The organism is Streptomyces sp. ADI95-16, assembly GCF_003721495.1.
Taxonomy (GTDB): Bacteria; Actinomycetota; Actinomycetes; order Streptomycetales; family Streptomycetaceae; genus Streptomyces; species Streptomyces goshikiensis.
Genome location: NZ_CP033581.1, coordinates 2,044,789 through 2,064,027, shown reverse-complemented (window position 1 = coordinate 2,064,027; position 19,239 = coordinate 2,044,789). Strand labels below are relative to the sequence as shown.

17 protein-coding genes are annotated in these 19,239 nt (G+C 72.9%); 14 read left to right on the top strand and 3 right to left on the bottom strand.

The features are described from left to right. The first annotated feature begins 42 nt into the window (after window positions 1–42). The 3 genes from EES41_RS08865 to EES41_RS08855 all read left to right on the top strand — a co-directional run bounded on the left by EES41_RS08865 (window position 43) and on the right by EES41_RS08855 (window position 3,695). Window positions 43–594, top strand: a complete 552-nt coding sequence (locus EES41_RS08865) for a TetR/AcrR family transcriptional regulator (protein ID WP_123077063.1) — start codon at window positions 43–45, stop codon at window positions 592–594. After that, the gene (locus EES41_RS08860) at window positions 591–2,135 is read left to right on the top strand and encodes an MFS transporter (RefSeq protein WP_123077061.1); all 1,545 of its coding nucleotides are present in this window, start codon (window positions 591–593) and stop codon (window positions 2,133–2,135) included. The genes EES41_RS08865 and EES41_RS08860 overlap by 4 nt, the downstream gene beginning before the upstream one ends. Window positions 2,136–2,213: 78 nt before the next feature. Then, window positions 2,214–3,695 carry a membrane-associated oxidoreductase gene (locus tag EES41_RS08855; RefSeq protein WP_123077059.1) on the top strand — a complete coding sequence of 494 codons (1,482 nt, stop codon included), beginning with the start codon at window positions 2,214–2,216 and terminating at the stop codon, window positions 3,693–3,695. Window positions 3,696–3,708: 13 nt separating this feature from the next. Here EES41_RS08855 and EES41_RS08850 read toward each other — a convergent pair whose 3' ends face one another. Then, a complete protein-coding gene (locus EES41_RS08850; RefSeq protein ID WP_254211384.1) occupies window positions 3,709–4,329 on the bottom strand; it encodes a 1-acyl-sn-glycerol-3-phosphate acyltransferase in 621 nt (206 codons plus the stop codon). 310 nt (window positions 4,330–4,639) lie between these two features. Between EES41_RS08850 and EES41_RS08845 the strand changes: the two genes are divergently transcribed. From EES41_RS08845 to EES41_RS08835, 3 genes are all read left to right on the top strand, one after another. Continuing rightward, window positions 4,640–5,800, top strand: a complete 1,161-nt coding sequence (locus tag EES41_RS08845; protein WP_123077057.1) for a glycerophosphodiester phosphodiesterase — start codon at window positions 4,640–4,642, stop codon at window positions 5,798–5,800. A 76-nt stretch (window positions 5,801–5,876) separates the two neighbouring features. Continuing rightward, window positions 5,877–6,398, top strand: a complete 522-nt coding sequence (locus EES41_RS42880) for an RNA polymerase sigma factor (protein ID WP_123077055.1) — start codon at window positions 5,877–5,879, stop codon at window positions 6,396–6,398. 37 nt (window positions 6,399–6,435) lie between these two features. Continuing rightward, window positions 6,436–6,942 (top strand): GNAT family N-acetyltransferase, encoded by a 507-nt coding sequence (locus EES41_RS08835; RefSeq protein WP_123077053.1) that lies wholly within the window; start codon window positions 6,436–6,438, stop codon window positions 6,940–6,942. Window positions 6,943–6,946: 4 nt separating this feature from the next. On the opposite strand, the gene EES41_RS08830 is transcribed toward EES41_RS08835, so the two are convergent. After that, on the bottom strand, window positions 6,947–7,360 hold the full coding sequence (locus EES41_RS08830) for a hypothetical protein (protein WP_107484552.1): 414 nt from the start codon (window positions 7,358–7,360) through the stop codon (window positions 6,947–6,949). Window positions 7,361–7,367: 7 nt separating this feature from the next. Next, window positions 7,368–7,736 (bottom strand): hypothetical protein, encoded by a 369-nt coding sequence (locus tag EES41_RS08825; RefSeq protein ID WP_008743324.1) that lies wholly within the window; start codon window positions 7,734–7,736, stop codon window positions 7,368–7,370. A 614-nt stretch (window positions 7,737–8,350) separates the two neighbouring features. Here EES41_RS08825 and EES41_RS08820 point away from each other — a divergent pair. The 8 genes from EES41_RS08820 to EES41_RS08785 all read left to right on the top strand — a co-directional run bounded on the left by EES41_RS08820 (window position 8,351) and on the right by EES41_RS08785 (window position 19,218). Continuing rightward, the gene (locus tag EES41_RS08820; protein ID WP_123077051.1) at window positions 8,351–9,442 is read left to right on the top strand and encodes a methionine ABC transporter ATP-binding protein; all 1,092 of its coding nucleotides are present in this window, start codon (window positions 8,351–8,353) and stop codon (window positions 9,440–9,442) included. Continuing rightward, window positions 9,439–10,110, top strand: a complete 672-nt coding sequence (locus tag EES41_RS08815; protein WP_123077049.1) for a methionine ABC transporter permease — start codon at window positions 9,439–9,441, stop codon at window positions 10,108–10,110. Before EES41_RS08820 ends, EES41_RS08815 begins: the two co-directional genes overlap by 4 nt. A 135-nt stretch (window positions 10,111–10,245) precedes the next feature. Further along, window positions 10,246–11,112 (top strand): MetQ/NlpA family ABC transporter substrate-binding protein, encoded by an 867-nt coding sequence (locus tag EES41_RS08810; RefSeq protein ID WP_123077047.1) that lies wholly within the window; start codon window positions 10,246–10,248, stop codon window positions 11,110–11,112. A gap of 275 nt (window positions 11,113–11,387) precedes the next feature. Then, window positions 11,388–12,083 (top strand): GNAT family N-acetyltransferase, encoded by a 696-nt coding sequence (locus EES41_RS08805; RefSeq protein ID WP_123077045.1) that lies wholly within the window; start codon window positions 11,388–11,390, stop codon window positions 12,081–12,083. A gap of 90 nt (window positions 12,084–12,173) precedes the next feature. Then, window positions 12,174–13,397: a precorrin-6y C5,15-methyltransferase (decarboxylating) subunit CbiE gene (gene cbiE, locus EES41_RS08800; RefSeq protein ID WP_123077043.1), complete on the top strand. Its 1,224-nt coding sequence runs from the start codon at window positions 12,174–12,176 to the stop codon at window positions 13,395–13,397. Window positions 13,398–13,667: 270 nt separating this feature from the next. After that, window positions 13,668–16,862, top strand: coding sequence for a nicotinate-nucleotide--dimethylbenzimidazole phosphoribosyltransferase (gene cobT / locus EES41_RS08795; protein WP_123077041.1), 3,195 nt, complete (start codon window positions 13,668–13,670; stop codon window positions 16,860–16,862). Between the two features lie 276 nt (window positions 16,863–17,138). Then, on the top strand, window positions 17,139–18,347 hold the full coding sequence (cobA, locus tag EES41_RS08790; RefSeq protein WP_123077039.1) for a uroporphyrinogen-III C-methyltransferase: 1,209 nt from the start codon (window positions 17,139–17,141) through the stop codon (window positions 18,345–18,347). Between the two features lie 58 nt (window positions 18,348–18,405). After that, entirely contained in the window at window positions 18,406–19,218 is an 813-nt protein-coding gene (locus tag EES41_RS08785; RefSeq protein WP_073774591.1) for an RNA methyltransferase, read from the top strand. The last annotated feature ends 21 nt before the right edge of the window (window positions 19,219–19,239 follow it).

Genomic DNA, 19,239 nt, shown 5'->3' with positions numbered 1-19,239 from the left:
TTCGATGAGACAGAGATGTCTCATTCGGGTTATGCTTGTCTCATGGCCATGGATCGTGACCAGGTGCTGCGCGATGCGGCCGCCCTGCTCTCCCGCAAATCGACCGCCACGATGGACGAGGTCGCCCGCGCCGCCGGAATCGGGCGCGCGACCCTCCACCGGCACTTCGCCGGGCGCGACGCCCTCGTGCGCGCCCTGGAGGAACTCGGCATCCGGGAGTTCGAGGTGGCGTTCGACAACGCCCGCCTCGACGAGGGGACGGCGGTGGACGGGCTCCGGCGGCTCGTCGCGGAAGCCGAGCCGAACGCCCAGCTGCTGGCCTTCCTCGTCACCGAGAACCAGCTCTTCGAGGGCGACCAGATCCACGAGGGATGGGCCCGGCTCGACGCCCGGGTCAGCGCGCTCTTCCGGCGCGGCCAGGAAGAGGGGCACATCAGGATCGACCTGAGCCCCGCCTGGCTCACCGAGGCCCTCTACGGCCTCATCGGCACCTGCGCCTGGGCCGTCATGGACGGCCGGGTCGCCGCCAAGGACTTTCAGTACATGATCATCGAGCTGCTGCTCGGTGGCGCACGACGGAGCGTGGAGAAATGAGCCGTACCGAACAGCTGAACCGTCAGACGGGGGTGGAGGAGAAGAGCCGCGGGCGCTGGCTCGCGCTCTCCGTGCTCGTGCTGGCCGTGCTGCTGGTCGCGGTCGACGCCACCGTACTCGGCCTCGCCACGCCCGCCCTCAGCGAGGACCTCAAGCCGTCCGGCACCCAGTTGCTGTGGATCGGCGACATCTACTCCTTCGTCATCGCCGGCCTGCTCGTCTCCATGGGCTCCCTCGGCGACCGGATAGGCCGCAAGAAGCTGCTGCTCGTCGGCGCGACCGCCTTCGGAGCCGTGTCCGTCCTCAACGCCTACGCGACCAGCCCCGAGATGATGATCCTGGCCCGCGCCCTGCTCGGCGTGGCCGGTGCGACCCTGATGCCGTCCACCCTCGCGCTGATCCGCAACATCTTCCACGACCCCAAGGAGCGCAGCCTCGCCATCGGCATCTGGGGCGCCACCGCATCGGCCGGCGCGGCCGTCGGCCCCGTGGTCGGCGGAGCGCTGCTCCAGCACTTCTGGTGGGGTTCGGTCTTCCTCATCAACCTGCCCGTGATGATCGTCCTGGTCGTCGTCGGCAGCAAGCTGCTGCCCGAGTCCAAGAACCCCGTCGCCGGGCCCTGGGACCTCGTCAGCGTCGGCCTCTCGCTCGTCGGCGTCATCGCCGTCGTCTACGCCGTCAAGGAAGTCGCCACCCACGGCCTGACCTGGGAGGTCGCGGCCACCGCCACCCTCGGCGCCGGCGCGCTGTACGCCTTCGTGCGGCGCCAGTTCCGGCTCGCCTCGCCCCTGCTCGACATGCGGCTCTTCAAGCACCGCGGCTTCTCCGGCGCGGTCCTCGCCGACCTGCTCACCGTGTTCGGGCTGTCCGGACTGGTCTTCTTCCTCTCCCAGTTCCTCCAGCTCGTCCAGGGCCGCGAGCCGCTGGAGGCCGGCCTCGCCGAACTGCCCGCCGCCATCGGCGCGGTGGTCACCGGTCTGGTCGCCGGCCGGTACGCCCGCCGGTACTCGGTGCGGTCCATCGTGACCGGCGGCCTCGCGGCCATCGGCCTCGCGCTCGGCGCGCTCACCCTGATCCACAAGGAGAGCGGATACCCGCTGCTCGGCGCGGCCCTGCTGGTCGTCGGCCTCGGCGCCGGCTTCTCCTTCACGGTCACCGCCGACGTGATCCTCTCCAGCGTGCCCAAGGAGCAGGCCGGTTCGGCCTCCGCCGTCTCCGAGACGGCGTACGAGCTCGGCGCCGCCCTCGGCATCGCGCTGCTCGGTTCCGTCGTCACCGGCGTCTACCAGGGCTTCACCGCCCCGGCCGGGGTGCCGGCCGCCGTGGCCGGCGCCGCGCACGAGTCGCTGGGCGGCGCCGTCGAGGCCGCCAGGCTGGTGGACCCGGCGACCGCGCGGACCATGGTGCACGCCGCCCAGGAGTCCTTCGTGGACGGGCTCCGGTTCGCCTCCGGCGTCGGCGCGGCCGTCCTGCTGGCCACCGCCGTGGCCGCCTGGTTCCTGCTGAGGGGCCAGAAGCTCCAGGACGGCATCGAGCACTGATCCCGGCGATTTCCAGCCAAGGGGCGTTGTCCTTTAAGGAGTTGACAGTCCGTTGACCCGCGGGACACCATCCCGGCGATGGAGATCACCGACCTGACCCCGGCCGAGCGCCGCGTATGGGACGCCTTCCCGCTCGGCGAGCGGGTCGACTTCCGGGCCGACCCCGACGAGGACGTCTCGGCCGGGGCCGCCTGGGAGCCCGAGCGCACCCTGCGCGCCGAGGTGCTCGCGGCGCTGCTCCTGCGCGGGGACACTCCCGCCGTGCGGGGCCGGGTGGCCGGGCTCAACGTCAAGGGCGCCCGGATCACCGGGAAACTCGACCTGAAGTACGCGGTCGTCGAGCACGCCGTCCGGCTGCGCGGCTGCTGGTTCGAGCGCAAACCCCTCCTCTACGGGGCCCGGCTGCGCGCCCTCGTCCTGTCGGACTCCGTCCTGCCCGGCCTGACCGCCGCCACCGTCAGCGTGGACATCTCCCTGCGGCTGTCCTGCTGCCGCATCACCGGGCCCGTCCGCCTCCAGGGCGCCCGGATCGCGGGCGGCCTCTTCCTCCAGCGGGCCGTCATAGGCGACCCGGGCGCGCCCGAGGAGGCCGCCGAGCCCGCGCTCCAGTTCAACCACGCCGACATCGGCACCGACGTCATCGCCATGGACCTCACCGTCCACGGGCAGACCCGTGTCAACGGCGCCACCGTCGGCGGTCAGGTCAACCTCGACGGCGCCCGCCTGCACGCCCCCGGCGGGATCGCCCTGCACGCCGAGACCCTCATCATCGGCACCGACCTGCGGGCCCGGGGCCTCCAGGCCCGCGGCATGGTCAACCTCACCGGCGCCCGCGTGCCCGGCCAGGCCTACTTCGCCTACGCCCGGCTGATCAACCCCGGCGGAACCGCGCTGCGCGCCTCCAGCTGCGTCATCGGCGAGATGTGGCTGCGCCGCTGCGACCCCGTCGAGGGCGACGTGAACCTGCGGCGCTCCCAGTTCGACATGCTGCACGTCTCGCCGCAGACCTGGCCCGAGCGGATCCGCATCGACGGCCTGACCTACCGCACCCTCGCCCCGCACCTCCCCGCCGAGCAGCGGCTGCCCGCCCTGGAGCGCGAGGAGTCGGGCTACCTCCCGTACGCCTACGAGCAGCTCGCGGGCGCCTACCGTACGGCCGGGGACGAGGCGGCCGCGCGGACCGTCCAGCTCGCCAAACTGCGCCGCCACCGGCGCACGCTGCCCCGGCACGCCCGGCTCTGGGGTCTGCTCCAGGACGCCACCGTCGGCTACGGCTTCCGGCCGCTGCGCGCGGCGGGCTGGCTGCTGGCGCTGCTGACGACGGGGGCCATCGCGTACGGGATCCACCCGCCGCGGGCCCTCAAGACCGGGGAGGCCCCGGACTTCAACGCGGTGTTCTACACCCTCGACCTGCTGGTCCCGATCATCGGCTTCGGGCAGGAGGCCGCCTTCGCGCCGGCCGGCTGGTACCAGTGGCTGTCGTACCTGCTGATCGTGACCGGCTGGGTCCTCGCCACGACGGCCGCGGCGGGCGTCAGCCGGTCACTGCAACGGCAGTAGGCCCCGGCCGGGGTCAGGCCGCCTTGGCCTTGGTGGCGTACATGTCCACGTACTCCTGGCCCGAGAGCCGCATGACCTCGGCCATCACCGAGTCGGTGATGGCGCGCAGCACGTAGCGGTCGCGGTCCATGCCCTCGTAGCGGGAGAACTCCATCGGCTCGCCGAAGCGGACGGTGACCCGGCCCGGGCGCGGCATGCCCGCGCCGCCCGGCTGGAGCTTGTCGGTGCCGATCATCGCGAACGGGACCACGGGGGCGCCGGTCATCAGGGTGAGGCGGGCGATGCCGGTACGGCCGCGGTAGAGGCGGCCGTCGGGGGAGCGGGTGCCCTCCGGGTAGATGCCGAAGATCTTGCCCTCTTCGAGGATCCGGCGGCCGGTCATCAGGGCCGCGACCCCGCCGTTGGCCCCGTCGCGGTCGACGGGGATCATGCCGGAGCCCGTGAAGAACCACGCCATCAGGCGGCCCTTGAACCCCTTGCCCGTCACGTACTCGTCCTTGCCGATGAAGTGGACCGTACGGTCGCAGAGCAGCGGAAGGATCATGGAGTCGATGAAGGTGAGGTGGTTGCCCGCCAGAATCACCGGACCGTCCCCCGGAATGTTCTCCACGCCCTCCACACGGGTGCGGAACATCATGCGCATGATTGGTCCGACAGTGGCCTTGATGAGCGCGGTACGGAACAACGTGAGCCCTCCGGCATCGAATGCGGTGCGCACCACACGGCGGTAGCGCAGGTGAGGACGATACTCGCGGGTCCGGGCTGATCGCACATCGGGTTCACGCGGTGGATACCAAGTGTTGACGCGTTGACACACGTTTGCGCCATGTTCCCCTCCGGCCCATACAGCGGACACGGGCCGGTGCCTACGATCGCCACGCCGAATCGGGCCGCGGGCCCCGGAGACCCCGGGCCCGGGCCCTCCAGACGGAGGAGTGGCACTCATGACGCAGGGTGGGGCAGCGCGGCGCACGGTCCTGGGGGCGGCGGTCCTGGCGGCCGGAGGCGTGATCGCCACGGGCCCGGCGGGATCCGCCGCGGCGGCCGGGAGCGGCCGCGAGGGCACCGGCGGCTACCGGGACCTTCCCGTGCCGACCGTGATCGGCCACCGGGGCTCCAGCGGGTACCGGCCCGAGCACACCCTCGGCTCCTACCAGCTCGCGCTCGACCTCGGCGCCGACGTGGTCGAGCAGGACCTGGTGCCCACCAAGGACGGCCACCTGGTGTGCCGCCACGAGAACGAGATCGGGGGCACCACCGATGTCGCCGACCACCCCGCCTTCGCCTCCCGGCGCACCACCAAGTCGGTCGACGGCGTTTCCGTCACCGGATGGTTCACCGAGGACTTCACGCTCGCCGAGCTGAAGACCCTGCGCGCGAAGGAACGCATCCCCGCCGTCCGCCAGCGCAACACGCTCTACGACGGCCGCTGGGCGGTGCCCACCTTCGAGGAGGTGCTGCGCTGGGCGGACCGCGAGGGCAAGCGGCGCGGCAAGCGGGTCTGGCTGCACGTGGAGACCAAGCACCCCACCTACTTCCGCTCCCTCGGCCTCGCCCTGGAGGAGCCGCTCGCCCGGCTGCTGCGCCGCTACGGGCGCGACGGACGGGGCGCCGCCGTCTTCCTCCAGTCCTTCGAGCCGTCCAGCATCCAGCGGCTGTCGCGGCTGGTGTCCGCGCCGCGGGTGGTGCTGCTGTCCGCCGCGAACACCCGCCCCTGGGACTTCGAGGTGGCCAAGGACCCGCGTACGGTCGCCGACCTGGTCAAGCCCGAGGGCCTGAAGTGGATCGCCTCCTTCGCCCAGGGCATCGGCCCCACCCTCGACCTGATCCTGCCGCGCGACGCGGACGGCAGGCTGGGCACCCCGACCACGCTGGTCAAGGACGCCCACGCCCGCTCTCTGGTGCTGCACCCCTATACGGCGCGCAACGAGAACAGCTTCCTGCCGGCCGAGTACCGCAAGGGAACGGATCCGGCCGCGTACGGCGACGCCTTCGGCGCCTTCCAGCGGTACTTCGAACTCGGGATCGACGGGATCTTCACCGACAACCCCGACACCGGGCTGCTCGCCGCCGAGGCCTTCCGCCCGGGCCGCGGCGTCAACTGATAAGCGGAATATCCCGTTCGGGTGGGGCGTGCGCCGTGGCGAAACCGCGGGGCGCACCCCGCGCGTCCCGCCCGGCATGGACCTGCTGAACGACCCCGACCTCCTGGACCAACTGGGCCCGCTGCTCTCCGCCGAGGCGGCCGCGGAAGCCCCCGCGGCCGGTGTGGAGGCGGCCGATCTGGAACAAGCCGTCTGGGTCAGGCTGCTGGAGAGCGGCCCCGCCCCCGCCGAGCCCGTGCGCTGGCTGCGCCGGGCGGTGCGCGCCGAGGCCCGGGTCGCAAGGCGCCGGGCCAGGCGCGAGGTTCCGTACGGCCGGCGCACTCATCTCGCGGACGGCGCGGCCGAGCCGGAGGACGCACTCCTGAACGGGGAGGAAAGGAAGGTCATCCGATCGGCCGTCGCCCGGCTGCCCGGACGGTGTCCGGAACTCATAGGGGCACTTCTTTCGCCCAGGGACTTGACTTACCGTGAAATCGCAGGGGAGTTGGGTATCTCACAAGGAAGTTTGGGGCCGGTCCGTTCCCGTTGCCTGGGATGTCTGCGCAGAATGCTGGCTGCAGAGGTTGCGGCTCCTGGCCTGCGGGGAAAGGAGCGGTAGACCAACGGGCTACCAGGTGAGCTGGAGGCATGCGCACATGGGCATGAGCGTGACGATTTCTGCGGCGGCCGCCGAGGACGTTGAGCAGATCTTCAAACTGCAGTACCTGGCGTTCCAGCGGGAGGCCGAGCTCTACGGCAACTACCGCATCCAGCCGCTCACCCAGACCCTGGACTCCCTCAAGAGCGAGCTGGAGACGGACACCGTGCTCGTGGCCCGGCTCGGGGACGAGGTCGTCGGCACCGTCCGCGGCAACGTGGACGAGGACGGCACCGCCAAGATCGCCAAGCTGTGCGTGCACCCCCGCCTCCAGCGTCACGGACTCGGCGGCCGGCTGCTGCGCGCGGTGGAGGCGGCCCTCCAGGGCGACGGCGGCACCACCCGCTTCCGGCTGCACACCGGCCACAAGAGCGAGTCCAACCTGCGGCTCTACCGCAAGGCGGGCTACACCCAGGTCGGCGGCCGCACCGCCTCCGACGGCGTGCGGCTGGTGATCCTGGAGAAGGACGCCAAGAGCGCCGGCGACTTCGCGGTCAGCGCCTGACGGGTCAGCGCTTCGTGCGCAGCCAGAGCATCCCGGTGATCGGCAGGATCACGGGGATGAAGAGGTACCCCATCCCGAAGTCCGACCACACGGTCGCGTCCGGGAAGGACTCGGGCCGCACCAGCGTCCAGGTGCCCACGGTCAGTACGCCGGTCAGCTCGGCGGCGCAGCAGATCCGCGCCGCCTTGCGGGCCGTCTCCCCGCCGCGCACCAGCGAGTACGTGATGAAGGCGTACACGAGCGCGGCGATGCCGCTCAGCGCGTACGGCAGCGGGGCGCGGTCGAACTCGGTGGAGATCTGGTAGGCCGAGCGCGAGACCGCGCCGACCGTGATCACCCCGTACACCCAGACCAGCAGCAGCCCCGGTCCGGAGACCAGGCGCTCGCGCGCGGGGGCCGCTCCGGCGGCGTCGTCCATCTGTGTGTCAGGCACCGGGGGTTCCCCAAATGTCATAGAGGCGTACTTCGAGCACGGCGAGGACGACCGCGCCGGCGGCCACGGTCAGCGAACCCCACTTGGTCCGCTCGGTGAGCGACAGCAGCCCGGCGGCCGGGACCGCCGCGAACGCCCCGACCAGGTAGGCCACGAAGATCACCGTGCCCTCGTCGGGCTTGCCGCCCTGCGCCAGCTTGACGAGTCCCACCACCAGCTGGGCCAGCACCAGCACGGTCACGACCGCCATGCCGATGAAGTGCCAGTCCTTGGTCGGCTGGTCCCGCCAGGCGGCGAGGCCGCACCAGGCGGCGAGGGCGAGTGCGGTCACACCGATGGCGACCGTCAGGGCGTCGAGCATGCAGCGAGCGTATTACGGGCCGCGCCCCGCGCCGTCCCCGCCCCCGTCCCGCCCCCGTCCCGCTCCAGGGACCGCCCCCGCGCCCGCGCGGCCGCCGGCGCCGGGCGCCGTGGCCTTGGCCACAACCGATGCCCCCGCACCCGGACTGGCGGGCCGCTCCGCGCGGCCCTGCGAGCGGTGTTCGCGCAGGTGAGCAGGGCACACGGGGTCCGGGACGGTTGGCCGGCGCGGGCCCCTCCTGTCCGGAATGCGGTTGGATTCCGTCCGCTATTCGGACAGCGTTGATCGGTGAAGGGGGAGGTCTGCTTTACTGGGGCCCATGACCACGACGAGCAGCCGCACCCTTGCGACCGAGGCGACGATGACGCCCGGTGCTCGTTGTATGTGTCGAATGTGCGCCTTCTGAGGGCCCCTCTTCTCGCAGTCTCGCGCCCCGAAGCGAGACCGGCCGAGCCCGTCCGCGCCGCCGCCCCGAAGCAGCACCGGATCGCTCCTGCCCCGCGTACGCGCCGTCAGCGTCGTTTTCTGACGATCTGAGCCGTATCGCGTCACCAGATGTTTGCCCCGTGCCCGGCACCCGCTTGCGCCGAGCACTCGACAGCGACGGAATTCCTGTGATCACCACATCGGGCCTCACGAAGGTCTACCAGTCCCGTGGCCGCGAGGTCACCGCCCTGGACGGCGTCGATCTCCACGTCCGCGAGGGCGAGGTCTACGGCGTCATCGGCCAGAGCGGCGCCGGCAAGTCCTCCCTGATCCGCTGCGTGAACCTGCTGGAACGCCCCACCACCGGCACCGTCACCGTCGACGGCGTGGACCTCACCGCGCTCGCCGGCCGCGGCCGCCGCGCCGGCAAGGAGCTCCGCGAGGCCCGCAGCCGCATCGGCATGGTCTTCCAGCACTTCAACCTGCTCTCCTCGCGCACCGTGCAGGACAACATCGAGCTGCCCCTGGAGATCCTCGGGATCTCCGGCCGCGAGCGCTCCCGCAAGGCCGCCGAACTCCTCGACCTCGTGGGCCTGGCCGACAAGGCCAAGGCCTACCCCGCCCAGCTCTCCGGCGGCCAGAAGCAGCGCGTCGGCATCGCCCGCGCCCTGGCCGGCGACCCCAAGGTGCTGCTCTCCGACGAGGCCACCAGCGCCCTGGACCCCGAGACCACCCGCTCCATCCTCCAGCTGCTGCGCGACCTCAACCGGGAACTCGGCCTGACGGTCCTGCTCATCACGCACGAGATGGACGTGGTCAAGGCCGTCTGCGACTCCGCCGCCCTGATGAAGAAGGGCCGGATCGTCGAATCCGGCACCGTCGCCGAGCTCCTCGCCACCCCCGGCTCCGAGCTCGCCGGTGAACTCTTCCCCGTCAGCGGCGCCGCCACCGGGCCCGACCACACCGTCGTCGACGTCACCTTCCACGGCGACGCCGCCACCCGGCCGGTCATCTCCCAGCTGGCGCGGACGTACAACATCGACATCTCGATCCTCGGCGCCGCGATGGACACCGTCGCCGGCCGCCAGATCGGCCGGATGCGCATCGAGCTGCCCGGCCGCTACGAGGACAACGTCGTCCCCGTGGGCTTCCTGCGCGAGCAGGGCCTCCAGGTCGACATCGTCGACGAGGACGCCGAAGCCGCCGGCGCCGCAGATCCCGTAACCGCAGAAGACGCCGACGCCGAGCTCGCCCAGCTCGTCAAGGATGGTGCCCAGTGACCTGGTCCGAGATGCAGCCCCTGCTCACCCAGGGCACGTACGACACCCTCTACATGGTGCTGTGGTCCACCCTGGTGACCGTCGTCGGCGGGCTGCCCGTCGGCATCCTGCTCGTCCTGACCGACAAGGGCGGCCTGCTGCAGAACCAGCCGCTCAACAAGGTCCTCGGCGTGATAGTGAACCTCGGCCGCTCGCTGCCGTTCATCATCCTGCTGATCGCCCTGATCCCGGTGACCACCGCCGTCGTCGGCACCTTCATCGGCCCCACCGCGATGATCGTCCCGCTCGCCATCGGCGCCATCCCCTTCTTCGCCCGCCTCGTCGAGACGGCGGTCCGCGAAGTGGACCCCGGCCTGATCGAGGCCGTCGAGTCCATGGGCGGCGGTGTCCCCACCCTGGTCGGCAAGGTGCTGCTGCCGCAGGCCCTGCCCTCGCTGATCGCCGGCGTGACCACCACCCTGATCACCCTGATCGGCTACTCGGCCATGGCCGGCGCGGTCGGCGGCGAAGGCCTCGGCTCCAAGGCCATCACCTACGGCTTCCAGCGCTTCGAGACCGGGTTCATGCTCGCGACCGTCGTGATCCTGGTCGCCCTCGTCACGGTGGTCCAGCTGATCGGCGACGGCGTGGTCCGCTTCCTCGCCCGCCGCGGCGGGCGCACGGCCTGAGGCACCCGGCCCCGGACCACGGGCCGCACAGACCTTCCCCACCCCAGAAAAGCCCGCACTTGTCGTGCTTGGGCCTCCACCCGCAAGAACCGCGCACGATCCGCGCACTTGCACCCGCAATGAAAGGCACTCTTCGTGCGTAAGAACATCAAGCTCACCGCCCTCGCCGCCACCGCGTCCGCGCTCGCCCTCGGCCTCACCGCCTGCGGCAGCTCCTCGGACCCGTCCTCCTCCAAGGCCGACGGCGGCAAGACCGACGCGAGCAAGCCGCTCGTCATAGCGGCCTCCCCGAGCCCGCACGCCGACATCCTGAACTTCGTCAAGGACAAGCTCGCGGCGAAGGAAGGCCTCAAGCTGGAGGTGAAGGAGTTCACGGACTACGTCCTGCCCAACACCGCCACCGAGCAGGGCCAGGTCGACGGCAACTACTTCCAGCACAAGCCGTACCTCGACGACTTCAACAAGAAGAACGGCACGCACATCGTGCCCGTCACCAACGTGCACCTGGAACCGCTCGGCCTCTACTCCAAGAAGGTCAAGGCCATCGGCGACATCAAGCCCGGCCAGACCATCGCCGTCCCGAACGACACCACCAACGAGGGCCGCGCGCTCCAGCTGCTCGCCTCGAACAACCTGATCACCCTCAAGGAGGGTGTCGGCACCGGCGCCAAGCTGTCCGACATCACCGACAAGAAGGGCCTGGAGTTCAAGGAGCTGGAGGCCGCCACCGTCCCGCGCGCCCTCGGCGACGTGGACGCCGCGGTCATCAACGGCAACTACGCCCTCGAAGCCAAGCTCGCGCCCGCCAAGGACGCGCTCGTCCTGGAGAAGGCCGAGGGCAACCCGTACGCCAACTTCCTCGCGGTGAAGGCCGGCAACGAGAAGGACCCGCGCATCGAGAAGCTCGCCAAGCTCCTGGGCTCCGACGAGGTCAAGAAGTTCATCGAGGAGAAGTACCAGGGCTCGGTCGTCCCGGCCTTCGGCGCCCCCACCGCCTCCTGACGCCCCACCCTCTCCTGACGCCCCGCCACTTCCTGACGGCCCGCCGCCTTCCGGCGCGAAGGCCGCCCGGAAACACGGGTACTTCGGCCCCGCACGCCCTCGTGGCGGGCGGGGCCGAGCCGTGCCCGCCCCCGGACAACCCCGCCCATGCACATCCCGCCGCCGATGCTGCATGCTGTGGTTTACGACCCGCACGAACGGTCCCGCACGAACGGTCCCGCACCGCGGTCGCATCGCAACACGGTCGCACCACGGTCTCAGGCATGGAGCTGCGCATGACAACCACCTTCCCGGACGTCACCATCAGCACGGACCGGCTGGTGCTGCGCCCCTTCGAGGAAGACGACGTCACCGCGCTCGCCGAGATGATGAACGACGAGCAGGTCACCGCCTGGACCTCCAGCCCGCACCCCTATACCCGCGCCGACGCCCACGCCTGGGCCACCCGCGACTCCCACGCGGAACGCGGCGAGGGCCGCGGCATCGCCTTCGCCGTCACCGAGTTCCTCACCCAGCGCCTCGTCGGCATCGTCCACCTCCAGAACACCAACTGGCACACCCGCGTCACCGAGGTCGGCTACGTCACCGCCCCCTGGGCCCGCGGCGAGGGCTACGCCAGCGAATCCGTACTCGCCGTCGCCCAGTGGCTCTTCCGCGCCCAGCGCTTCGAACGCCTGGAACTGCGCACCGCCGCCGACAACACCGCCTCCCAGCAAGTGGCCCAGAAGATCGGCTGCATCAGCGAGGGCGTCCTGCGCAACGCGTGGATAGTGCGGACCCAGACCCCCGACGGCTCCTGGAGCGACACCCGGACCGACCTCATCGTCTGGAGCCTGGTCCCCGAGGACCTCGAAGACACCGACGAATTCTCGGACGGTTCCTCCGGCAGCTTCTCCGACGGCTACGACGGATACGGCTTCGGCCGCCGGGCCGACGCGCACGGGTACGCCGTCTCGACGGACTGGCACTGACCCGATGACCAGGTAGTCTCACCGTAAACCCGCTCCCTCCGCGCCTGCCCCCCACATCCGCGCTGCCCCCACCTCTGGAGACTGACGACGATGGCCGACCGGGTCACGGTGATCGGCTGGGACGGCTCCCCCCTGACCTCGGCCGCCCGGTCCGCGCTCTCCGCCGCCACGCTGGTGGCCGGCGCCGCACACCACCTCGCACTGCCCGAAGTCCCGCCCGCCGCCGAACGCATCCGCCTCGGCAGCGTGGGCCTCGCCGCCCGCCGCATCGCCGGCCACCGCGGCACCGCCGTCGTCCTCGCCGACGGCGACCCCGGCTTCTTCGGCGTCGTCCGCATCCTGCGCGCCCCGGAGCACGGCCTGGAAGTCGAGGTCGTCCCCGCCGTCTCCTCCGTCGCCGCCGCCTTCGCCCGCGCCGGCATGCCCTGGGACGACGCCCAGGTCGTCGTGGCCCACCCCCGCACCCTGCGCCGCGCCGTCAACGTCATCCGCGCCCACGGCAAGGTCGCCGTACTCACCTCGCCCGGCGCCGGCCCCGCCGAACTCGCCCTGCTGCTCGACGGGGTCCACCGCACCTTCGTGATCTGCGAGGAACTCGGCACCGCCAACGAACAGGTCAGCGTCCTCACCTCCGACAAGGCCGCCGACCACACCTGGCGCGACCCCAACGTCGTCATCGTCATCGGCGGCGGCGCCACCGCCCAGACCACCGCCGCCGGCGCCACCGCCGAGCCCGCCTGGCTGCTCGGCCAGACCCCCGGCCAGAGCGGCCCGCGCGGCTGGGCCCGCCCGCACGCCGACGCCACCGGGGAGGGGGAGTCCGCCCCGCTGCGCGCCGCCCAACTCGCCCGCCTCGGCCCGCGCACCGGCGACCTCGTCTGGGACATCGGAGCCGGCCGCGGCGCCCTCGCCGTGGACGCCGCCGCGCTCGGCGCCGCCGTCATCGCCGTCGACGCCGACCCGCAGGCCTGCGACCACGTGAGCGCCGCCGCCCGCGAGCGCGGCGTACAGGTCCAGGTCGTCACCGGACGCGCTCCGCACGTCCTGGAGAACCTCCCCGAACCCGACGTCGTCCGCGTCGGCGGCGGCGGGGCCGAGGTCGTCGAGGCCGTCGCCGAACGCCGCCCCGAACGGATCGTCAGCCACGCCCTGTCACGCGCCGAAGCGGAAGCCATCGGCCGTGTACTGGCCGCCCACGGGTACGCCGTCGAGTGCGCGTTCCTCCAGTCCGTGGGCCTCGACCCCCGCACCTGGGCCGAACAGGACCGTTCCGTCGTGTTCCTGCTGTCCGCCGAACGCCCCGTGAACCGCTAGCACGAGGGCCGGGGTAGGCTGGCCGATCGTCGTACTGCCCTGGACGTCCGGGCACGACGGCAACGGAGGCGGTACGCGGGGTGCGCGACGTGGCGCAGTCCACAGCGGACCGCGCCGGTAATGGCCGCCATTGCGGCTGACGAGCGCGACAATGCTTACTGGTTGTCGTGCGGGCGTGCGTGAGGCGTTCGCGTCGCGCGGCATCCCCGCTCGTTGGTCACGTGGGCGCCGGGCGATCGAAGAGGCAACACCGATGGGCGAGGGGTACGCATGACTGACACCGGCCAGGTCCCGGGCGAGGGGCTCCCGGACAACGCGGGCATGGTGGATCAGCAGGGCATCCCCGCTCCGGTCCAGGCCCACGCACCGGCTCCGCACCCTCTGGCGACCCCCGCCGCCGCGCCCGTTCCCGCTCCTTCGGCTCCCGCGGGCTACGCCTTCCAGGACCTCATGGACCTCCCGGCCGAGGCCGAGGACGAGGAACTGCTGCTGATGCCGAGCGGACAGGGCGCCTGGAGCGACCCGCAGCCGGTCCCGCCGGTGCCGGACTTCCCCGTGGAGCCCGTCTACACCGAGTACCCCGAGGCGCCCGCGGCCTACGCCCAGCACCCCGGCTCCGCCGATCAGTCCTTCCCCGAGGCGCCCGCGGGCTACCCCGCGCCCTCGTTCCCCGAGCCCGCCTTCCCCGAGTCCGCGTACAGCACGGGCGCCCACGAGGCGGGCGGCCGGGACTCCGGCGCGCTCGACCTCGGCGGCCTGGTGGTCCCGCCGCCCGCCGCCGCCCCGGTGGCGCCCGCGGCTCAGGTGGCCCAGCCGCGCCGCCCCCTGCACATGGGCCCGCCCGTGCCGGAGGCCGGTGGGCTCGTACGGTCCCTCGCGGACCGGGGTCCGGCCGCCCAGCCGATGCCGGCCGCCGCCGCAGCGGTGGCGCCGGTTCCGGTGCACCACGCCGGGCCGCCGACCACCGGCCCCGAGTACCTGGACGTCCCGCGCGCGGAGGCCGTCGCCGAGCCGGCCCCGGCCGCGCCGCAGCTGAGCGAGATCCCGCCGCAGGCCGGCGCGCCGTGGGCGGCGCAGCCCGAGCAGCCGGTCGCCGAGCAGCCGGTCGCGCAGCAGCCGGTCGCCGAGGCGGCCCCCGCCGCCACGCCCGAGCCGGAGCCCGCGCCCGAGCCGGAGCCCGCGGCCGCGGTAGAGCCCGCGCCTGAGGTAGAGCCCGCGCCCGAGGTCATCGCGGAGCCGGCCGGGGTTCCCGCCGTGGCCGAGGCCCCGGTCGCTGCCGCCGTCGTCGCCGCTCCGGAGCCGGTCGCGGCCGCGGAGCCCGCGCCCGAGCCGGCGGAACCGGTCGAGCCGGTCGAGCCGGTGGTCCCGCAGCCCGAGCCGGTCGTCGAGGCCGCTCCCGAGGCCGTCGTGCCGGTCGTCGAGCCCGTGGCCCCGGAGCCCGAGCCTGTCGTCGAGGCCGCCGCCGAGGTCGTTCCGGAGCCGGTGGCCGTGGCCGTCGTACCGGAGCCGGAGCCCGAGCAGCCCGTCGCGGAAACGGTTCCGGCGGCGGAGCCCGACGCGGCCCGCGCGGTCGTGGAGCCCGAGCCCGAGCCGGTCACCGACGTCATCGCGGAGCCGGTCGCGGCCGAGCCCGAGCCCGAGGCCGCCGCCCCCGTGGAGCCGGAGCCGGAGCCGGAGACCGCTCCCGAGGCCGAACCCGTCCAGGCACTCCAGCCCGTACAGCCTTCCGCCGGCGAGCCGGCCCCCGCGTACGCCGACGCCGAGCGCGAGGCCGTCCTGCGCGTCATGCGCGAGCGCCGCGACATCCGCAAGGGCTTCCGCACCGACCCGATCCCGCACGAGGTGCTGCTCCGCGTCCTGGAGGCGGCCCACACCGCCCCCAGCGTGGGCCACTCCCAGCCCTGGGACTTCGTCGTCATCCGCTCGGCCGAGACCCGCCGGACGATGCACGAGCTCGCCCAGCGCCAGCGCGAGGCCTACGCCAAGTCGCTGCCCAAGGGCCGGGCGAAGCAGTTCAAGGAACTCAAGATCGAGGCCATCCTCGACACCCCGGTGAACATCGTCGTCACCGCCGACCCCACCCGCGGCGGCCGCCACACCCTCGGCCGGCACACCCAGCCGCAGATGGCCCCGTACTCCTCGGCCCTCGCCGTCGAGAACCTGTGGCTCGCCGCCCGTGCCGAAGGCCTCGGCGTGGGCTGGGTCAGCTTCTTCGACGAGCGCGAGATGGTCCGCGAACTCGGCCTGCCGGAGCACCTGGAGGTCGTCGCGTACCTGTGCGTCGGCTACGTCGACGAGTTCCCGGAAGAGCCCGAGCTCGCGCAGGCCGGCTGGTCCAAGCGCCGCCCGCTGTCCTGGGTCGTGCACGAGGAGACCTACGGCCGCCGCGCGCTGCCCGGCGAGGAGCCGCACGACCTGCTCTCCGAGACGGTCGCCAGCATCCGCCCCCTCGACGCGAAGGCGCTGGGCGAGGCGTGGGAGCGCCAGAAGCGCATGACCAAGCCCGCCGGTGCGCTCGGCATGCTCGAAATCATCTCGGCGCAGCTCAGCGGTCTGTCGCGGGTCTGCCCGCCGCCGATCCCGGAGCCCGCCGCGGTCGCGATCTTCGCGGGTGACCACGGGGTGCACGCGCAGGGGGTCACCCCCTGGCCCCAGGAGGTCACCACGCAGATGGTGGCCAACTTCCTGGGCGGCGGGGCGGTCTGCAACGCGTTCGCCAACCAGGTCGGCGCGGAGGTCTGCGTGATCGACGTCGGCGTCGCCGGGGACCTCCCGGCCACGCCGGGGCTGCTCCCGCGCAAGGTCCGTCCGGGCACGGCCGACCTGTCCGTCGGCGCCGCGATGACCCGCGAGGAGGCCGTCGCGGCGATCGAGGTGGGCATCGAGACGGCCCGCGACCTGGTGGCGGCCGGCAACAAGGCGCTGCTCACGGGTGAGATGGGCATCGCGAACACCACGGTGTCGGCGGCCCTGATCGCGGTCTTCACGGGCGTCGACCCGGCGGAGGTCACCGGGCGCGGTACGGGCATCAACGACGAGACGCACGCCCGCAAGGTCGAGGTCGTCCGCCGGGCCCTGGAACTCCACCAGCCCGACCCGGCGGACCCGATCGGTGTCCTCGCGGCCATCGGCGGCCTGGAGCACGCGGCGATCGTCGGCCTCCTGCTGGGCGGAGCGTCGCTCCGTACGCCGGTCATCCTGGACGGCGTGAGCGCCGGCGCGGCCGCCCTCGTGGCTCGCGCCATCGCTCCGGAGTCGCTGTCGGCCTGCATCGCCGGTCACCGCAGCGCGGAGCCGGGGCACGTCGCCGCGCTGAACAAGCTCGGCCTGCGCCCGCTGGTCGACCTGGACCTCCGCCTCGGCGAGGGCACGGGGGCGCTGCTGGCCCTTCCGCTGGTGCAGAGCGCGGCCCGCGCGATGCACGAGGTGGCCACCTTCGACTCCGCCGGCGTCACGGAGAAGTAACCCCGCGCCACGTCCCGCGTTCGCCGCCCTTGCCCCTACCGGGGCGGGGCGGCGCACCTCAAGGCCCCTGGGGCTCCGCCCAGGACCCCGCACCTCACGCGCCGGCGCGGCGGGACGTGCCCGCCGCGCCGTGGCCGGGCGGGGGGCCGAGGTGGGGCCGGGGGTGGGGGTCGTATCGTGGACCCGGACGGGCGAAACCGCACGTCACACCCGACAAGCCGCTCCAGCGCAGCAGCGGCCCAGCAGATCACCGCCGCATCAGGAGCCGCAACCGCCATGGCACACCCGGCATACCCCGTAGGACTCCGCCTGGCCGGCCGCCGCGTCGTCGTCATCGGCGGCGGTCAGGTCGCCCAGCGTCGGCTGCCCGCGCTCGTCGCGGCCGGCGCCGACGTGCTGCTGATCTCCCCCTCCGCCACCCCCTCCGTGGACGTCATGGCCGAGACCGGCGAGATCCGCTGGGAACGCCGCCGCTACCAGGACGGGGACCTGGACGGCGCCTGGTACGCGCTGATCGCCACCCGGGACCGCGCGGCCAACGACGCCGTCTCCGCCGAGGCCGAGCGCCGCCGCGTCTGGTGCGTCCGCGCCGACGACGCCGAGGCCGCCACCGCCTGGACCCCGGCCACCGGCCGCGTCGACGGCGTCACCGTGGCCGTGCTGAGCGGCAACGACCCGCGTCGTTCCGCCGCCGTCCGCGACGCCGTCGTGGAGGGGCTGCGCGACGGCTCCCTCACGGCCGCCCGCCCGCACACCCCCGGTGTCGCCCTCGTCGGCGGCGGTCCCGGCGACCCGGACCTGATCACCGTCCGCGGCCGCCGCCTCCTCGCCGAGGCCGACGTCGTCATCGCCGACCGGCTCGGCCCCCGCGACCTCCTCGACGAGCTCCCGCCGCACGTCGAGGTCATCGACGCCGCGAAGATCCCGTACGGCCGGTTCATGGCCCAGGAGGCCATCAACAACGCCCTGATCGAGCACGCCAAGGCCGGCAAGGCCGTGGTCCGGCTCAAGGGCGGGGACCCGTACGTCTTCGGCCGCGGCATGGAGGAGCTCCAGGCCCTCGCCGAGGCCGGGATCTCCTGCACCGTCGTACCCGGCATCTCCAGCTCCATCTCCGTCCCCGGCGCCGCCGGCATCCCGGTCACCCACCGGGGCGTGGCGCACGAGTTCACCGTCGTCAGCGGGCACGTCGGCCCCGACGACCCGCGCTCGCTCGTGGACTGGGCCGCCCTCGCCCGGCTCACCGGCACCCTGGTGATCCTGATGGGCGTCGACAAGATCGGCTTGATCGCCGAGGCCCTGGTCCGGCACGGCCGCTCCGCCGACACCCCCGTCGCGGTCGTCCAGGAAGGCACCACGGCCGCCCAGCGCCGCGTGGACGCCACCCTCGCCACGGTCGGCGAGACCGTCCGCGCGCGGGAGGTCCGTCCGCCCGCCGTCATCGTCATCGGCGAGGTCGTCCGGGTCGGGACCCCGGACGCCTGAACCACCAGCACCCGCCAGGGCCGTTGGCACCACACCCAGGACAAGGCAGTATCACCCTGTGGCTGATCTCATCACCATCGAAGACCCCGACGACCCGCGCCTGCGCGACTACACGGGCCTGACCGACGTCGAACTCCGGCGCCGGCGCGAGCCCGCGGAAGGCCTTTTCATCGCCGAGGGCGAGAAGGTCATCAGACGGGCCAAGGACGCCGGGTACGAGATGCGCTCGATGCTGCTCTCCGCCAAGTGGGTCGATGTCATGCGCGACGTCATCGACGAGCTCCCGGCCCCGGTCTACGCCGTCAGCCCGGACCTCGCCGAACGCGTCACCGGCTACCACGTGCACCGCGGCGCCCTCGCCTCGATGCAGCGCAAGCCGCTGCCGACGGCGGAGGAACTGCTCGCCACCACCCGCCGCGTGGCCATCATGGAAGCGGTCAACGACCACACCAACATCGGGGCCATCTTCCGCAGCGCCGCCGCCCTCGGCATGGACGCGGTGCTGCTGTCGCCCGACTGCGCCGACCCGCTGTACCGCCGCTCGGTGAAGGTGTCGATGGGCGCGGTCTTCTCCGTCCCGTACGCCCGCCTGGAGACCTGGCCCAAGGGCCTGGACTCGGTCCGCGAGGCCGGCTTCAAGCTGCTCGCCCTCACCCCGCACCAGAAGGCCTCGCCCATCGACGAGGCCGCCCCGCAGACCCTGGAGCGGGTCGCGCTGATGCTGGGCGCGGAGGGCGACGGGCTGTCCACGCAGGCGCTGGTCGCCGCCGACGAGTGGGTGCGGATCCCCATGGCGCACGGGGTGGACTCGCTGAACGTGGGCGCGGCCGCCGCCGTCGCCTTCTACGCGGTGGCGAGCGGCCGCCCGTAGCAGCGGGCGGCCCGCGGGCCC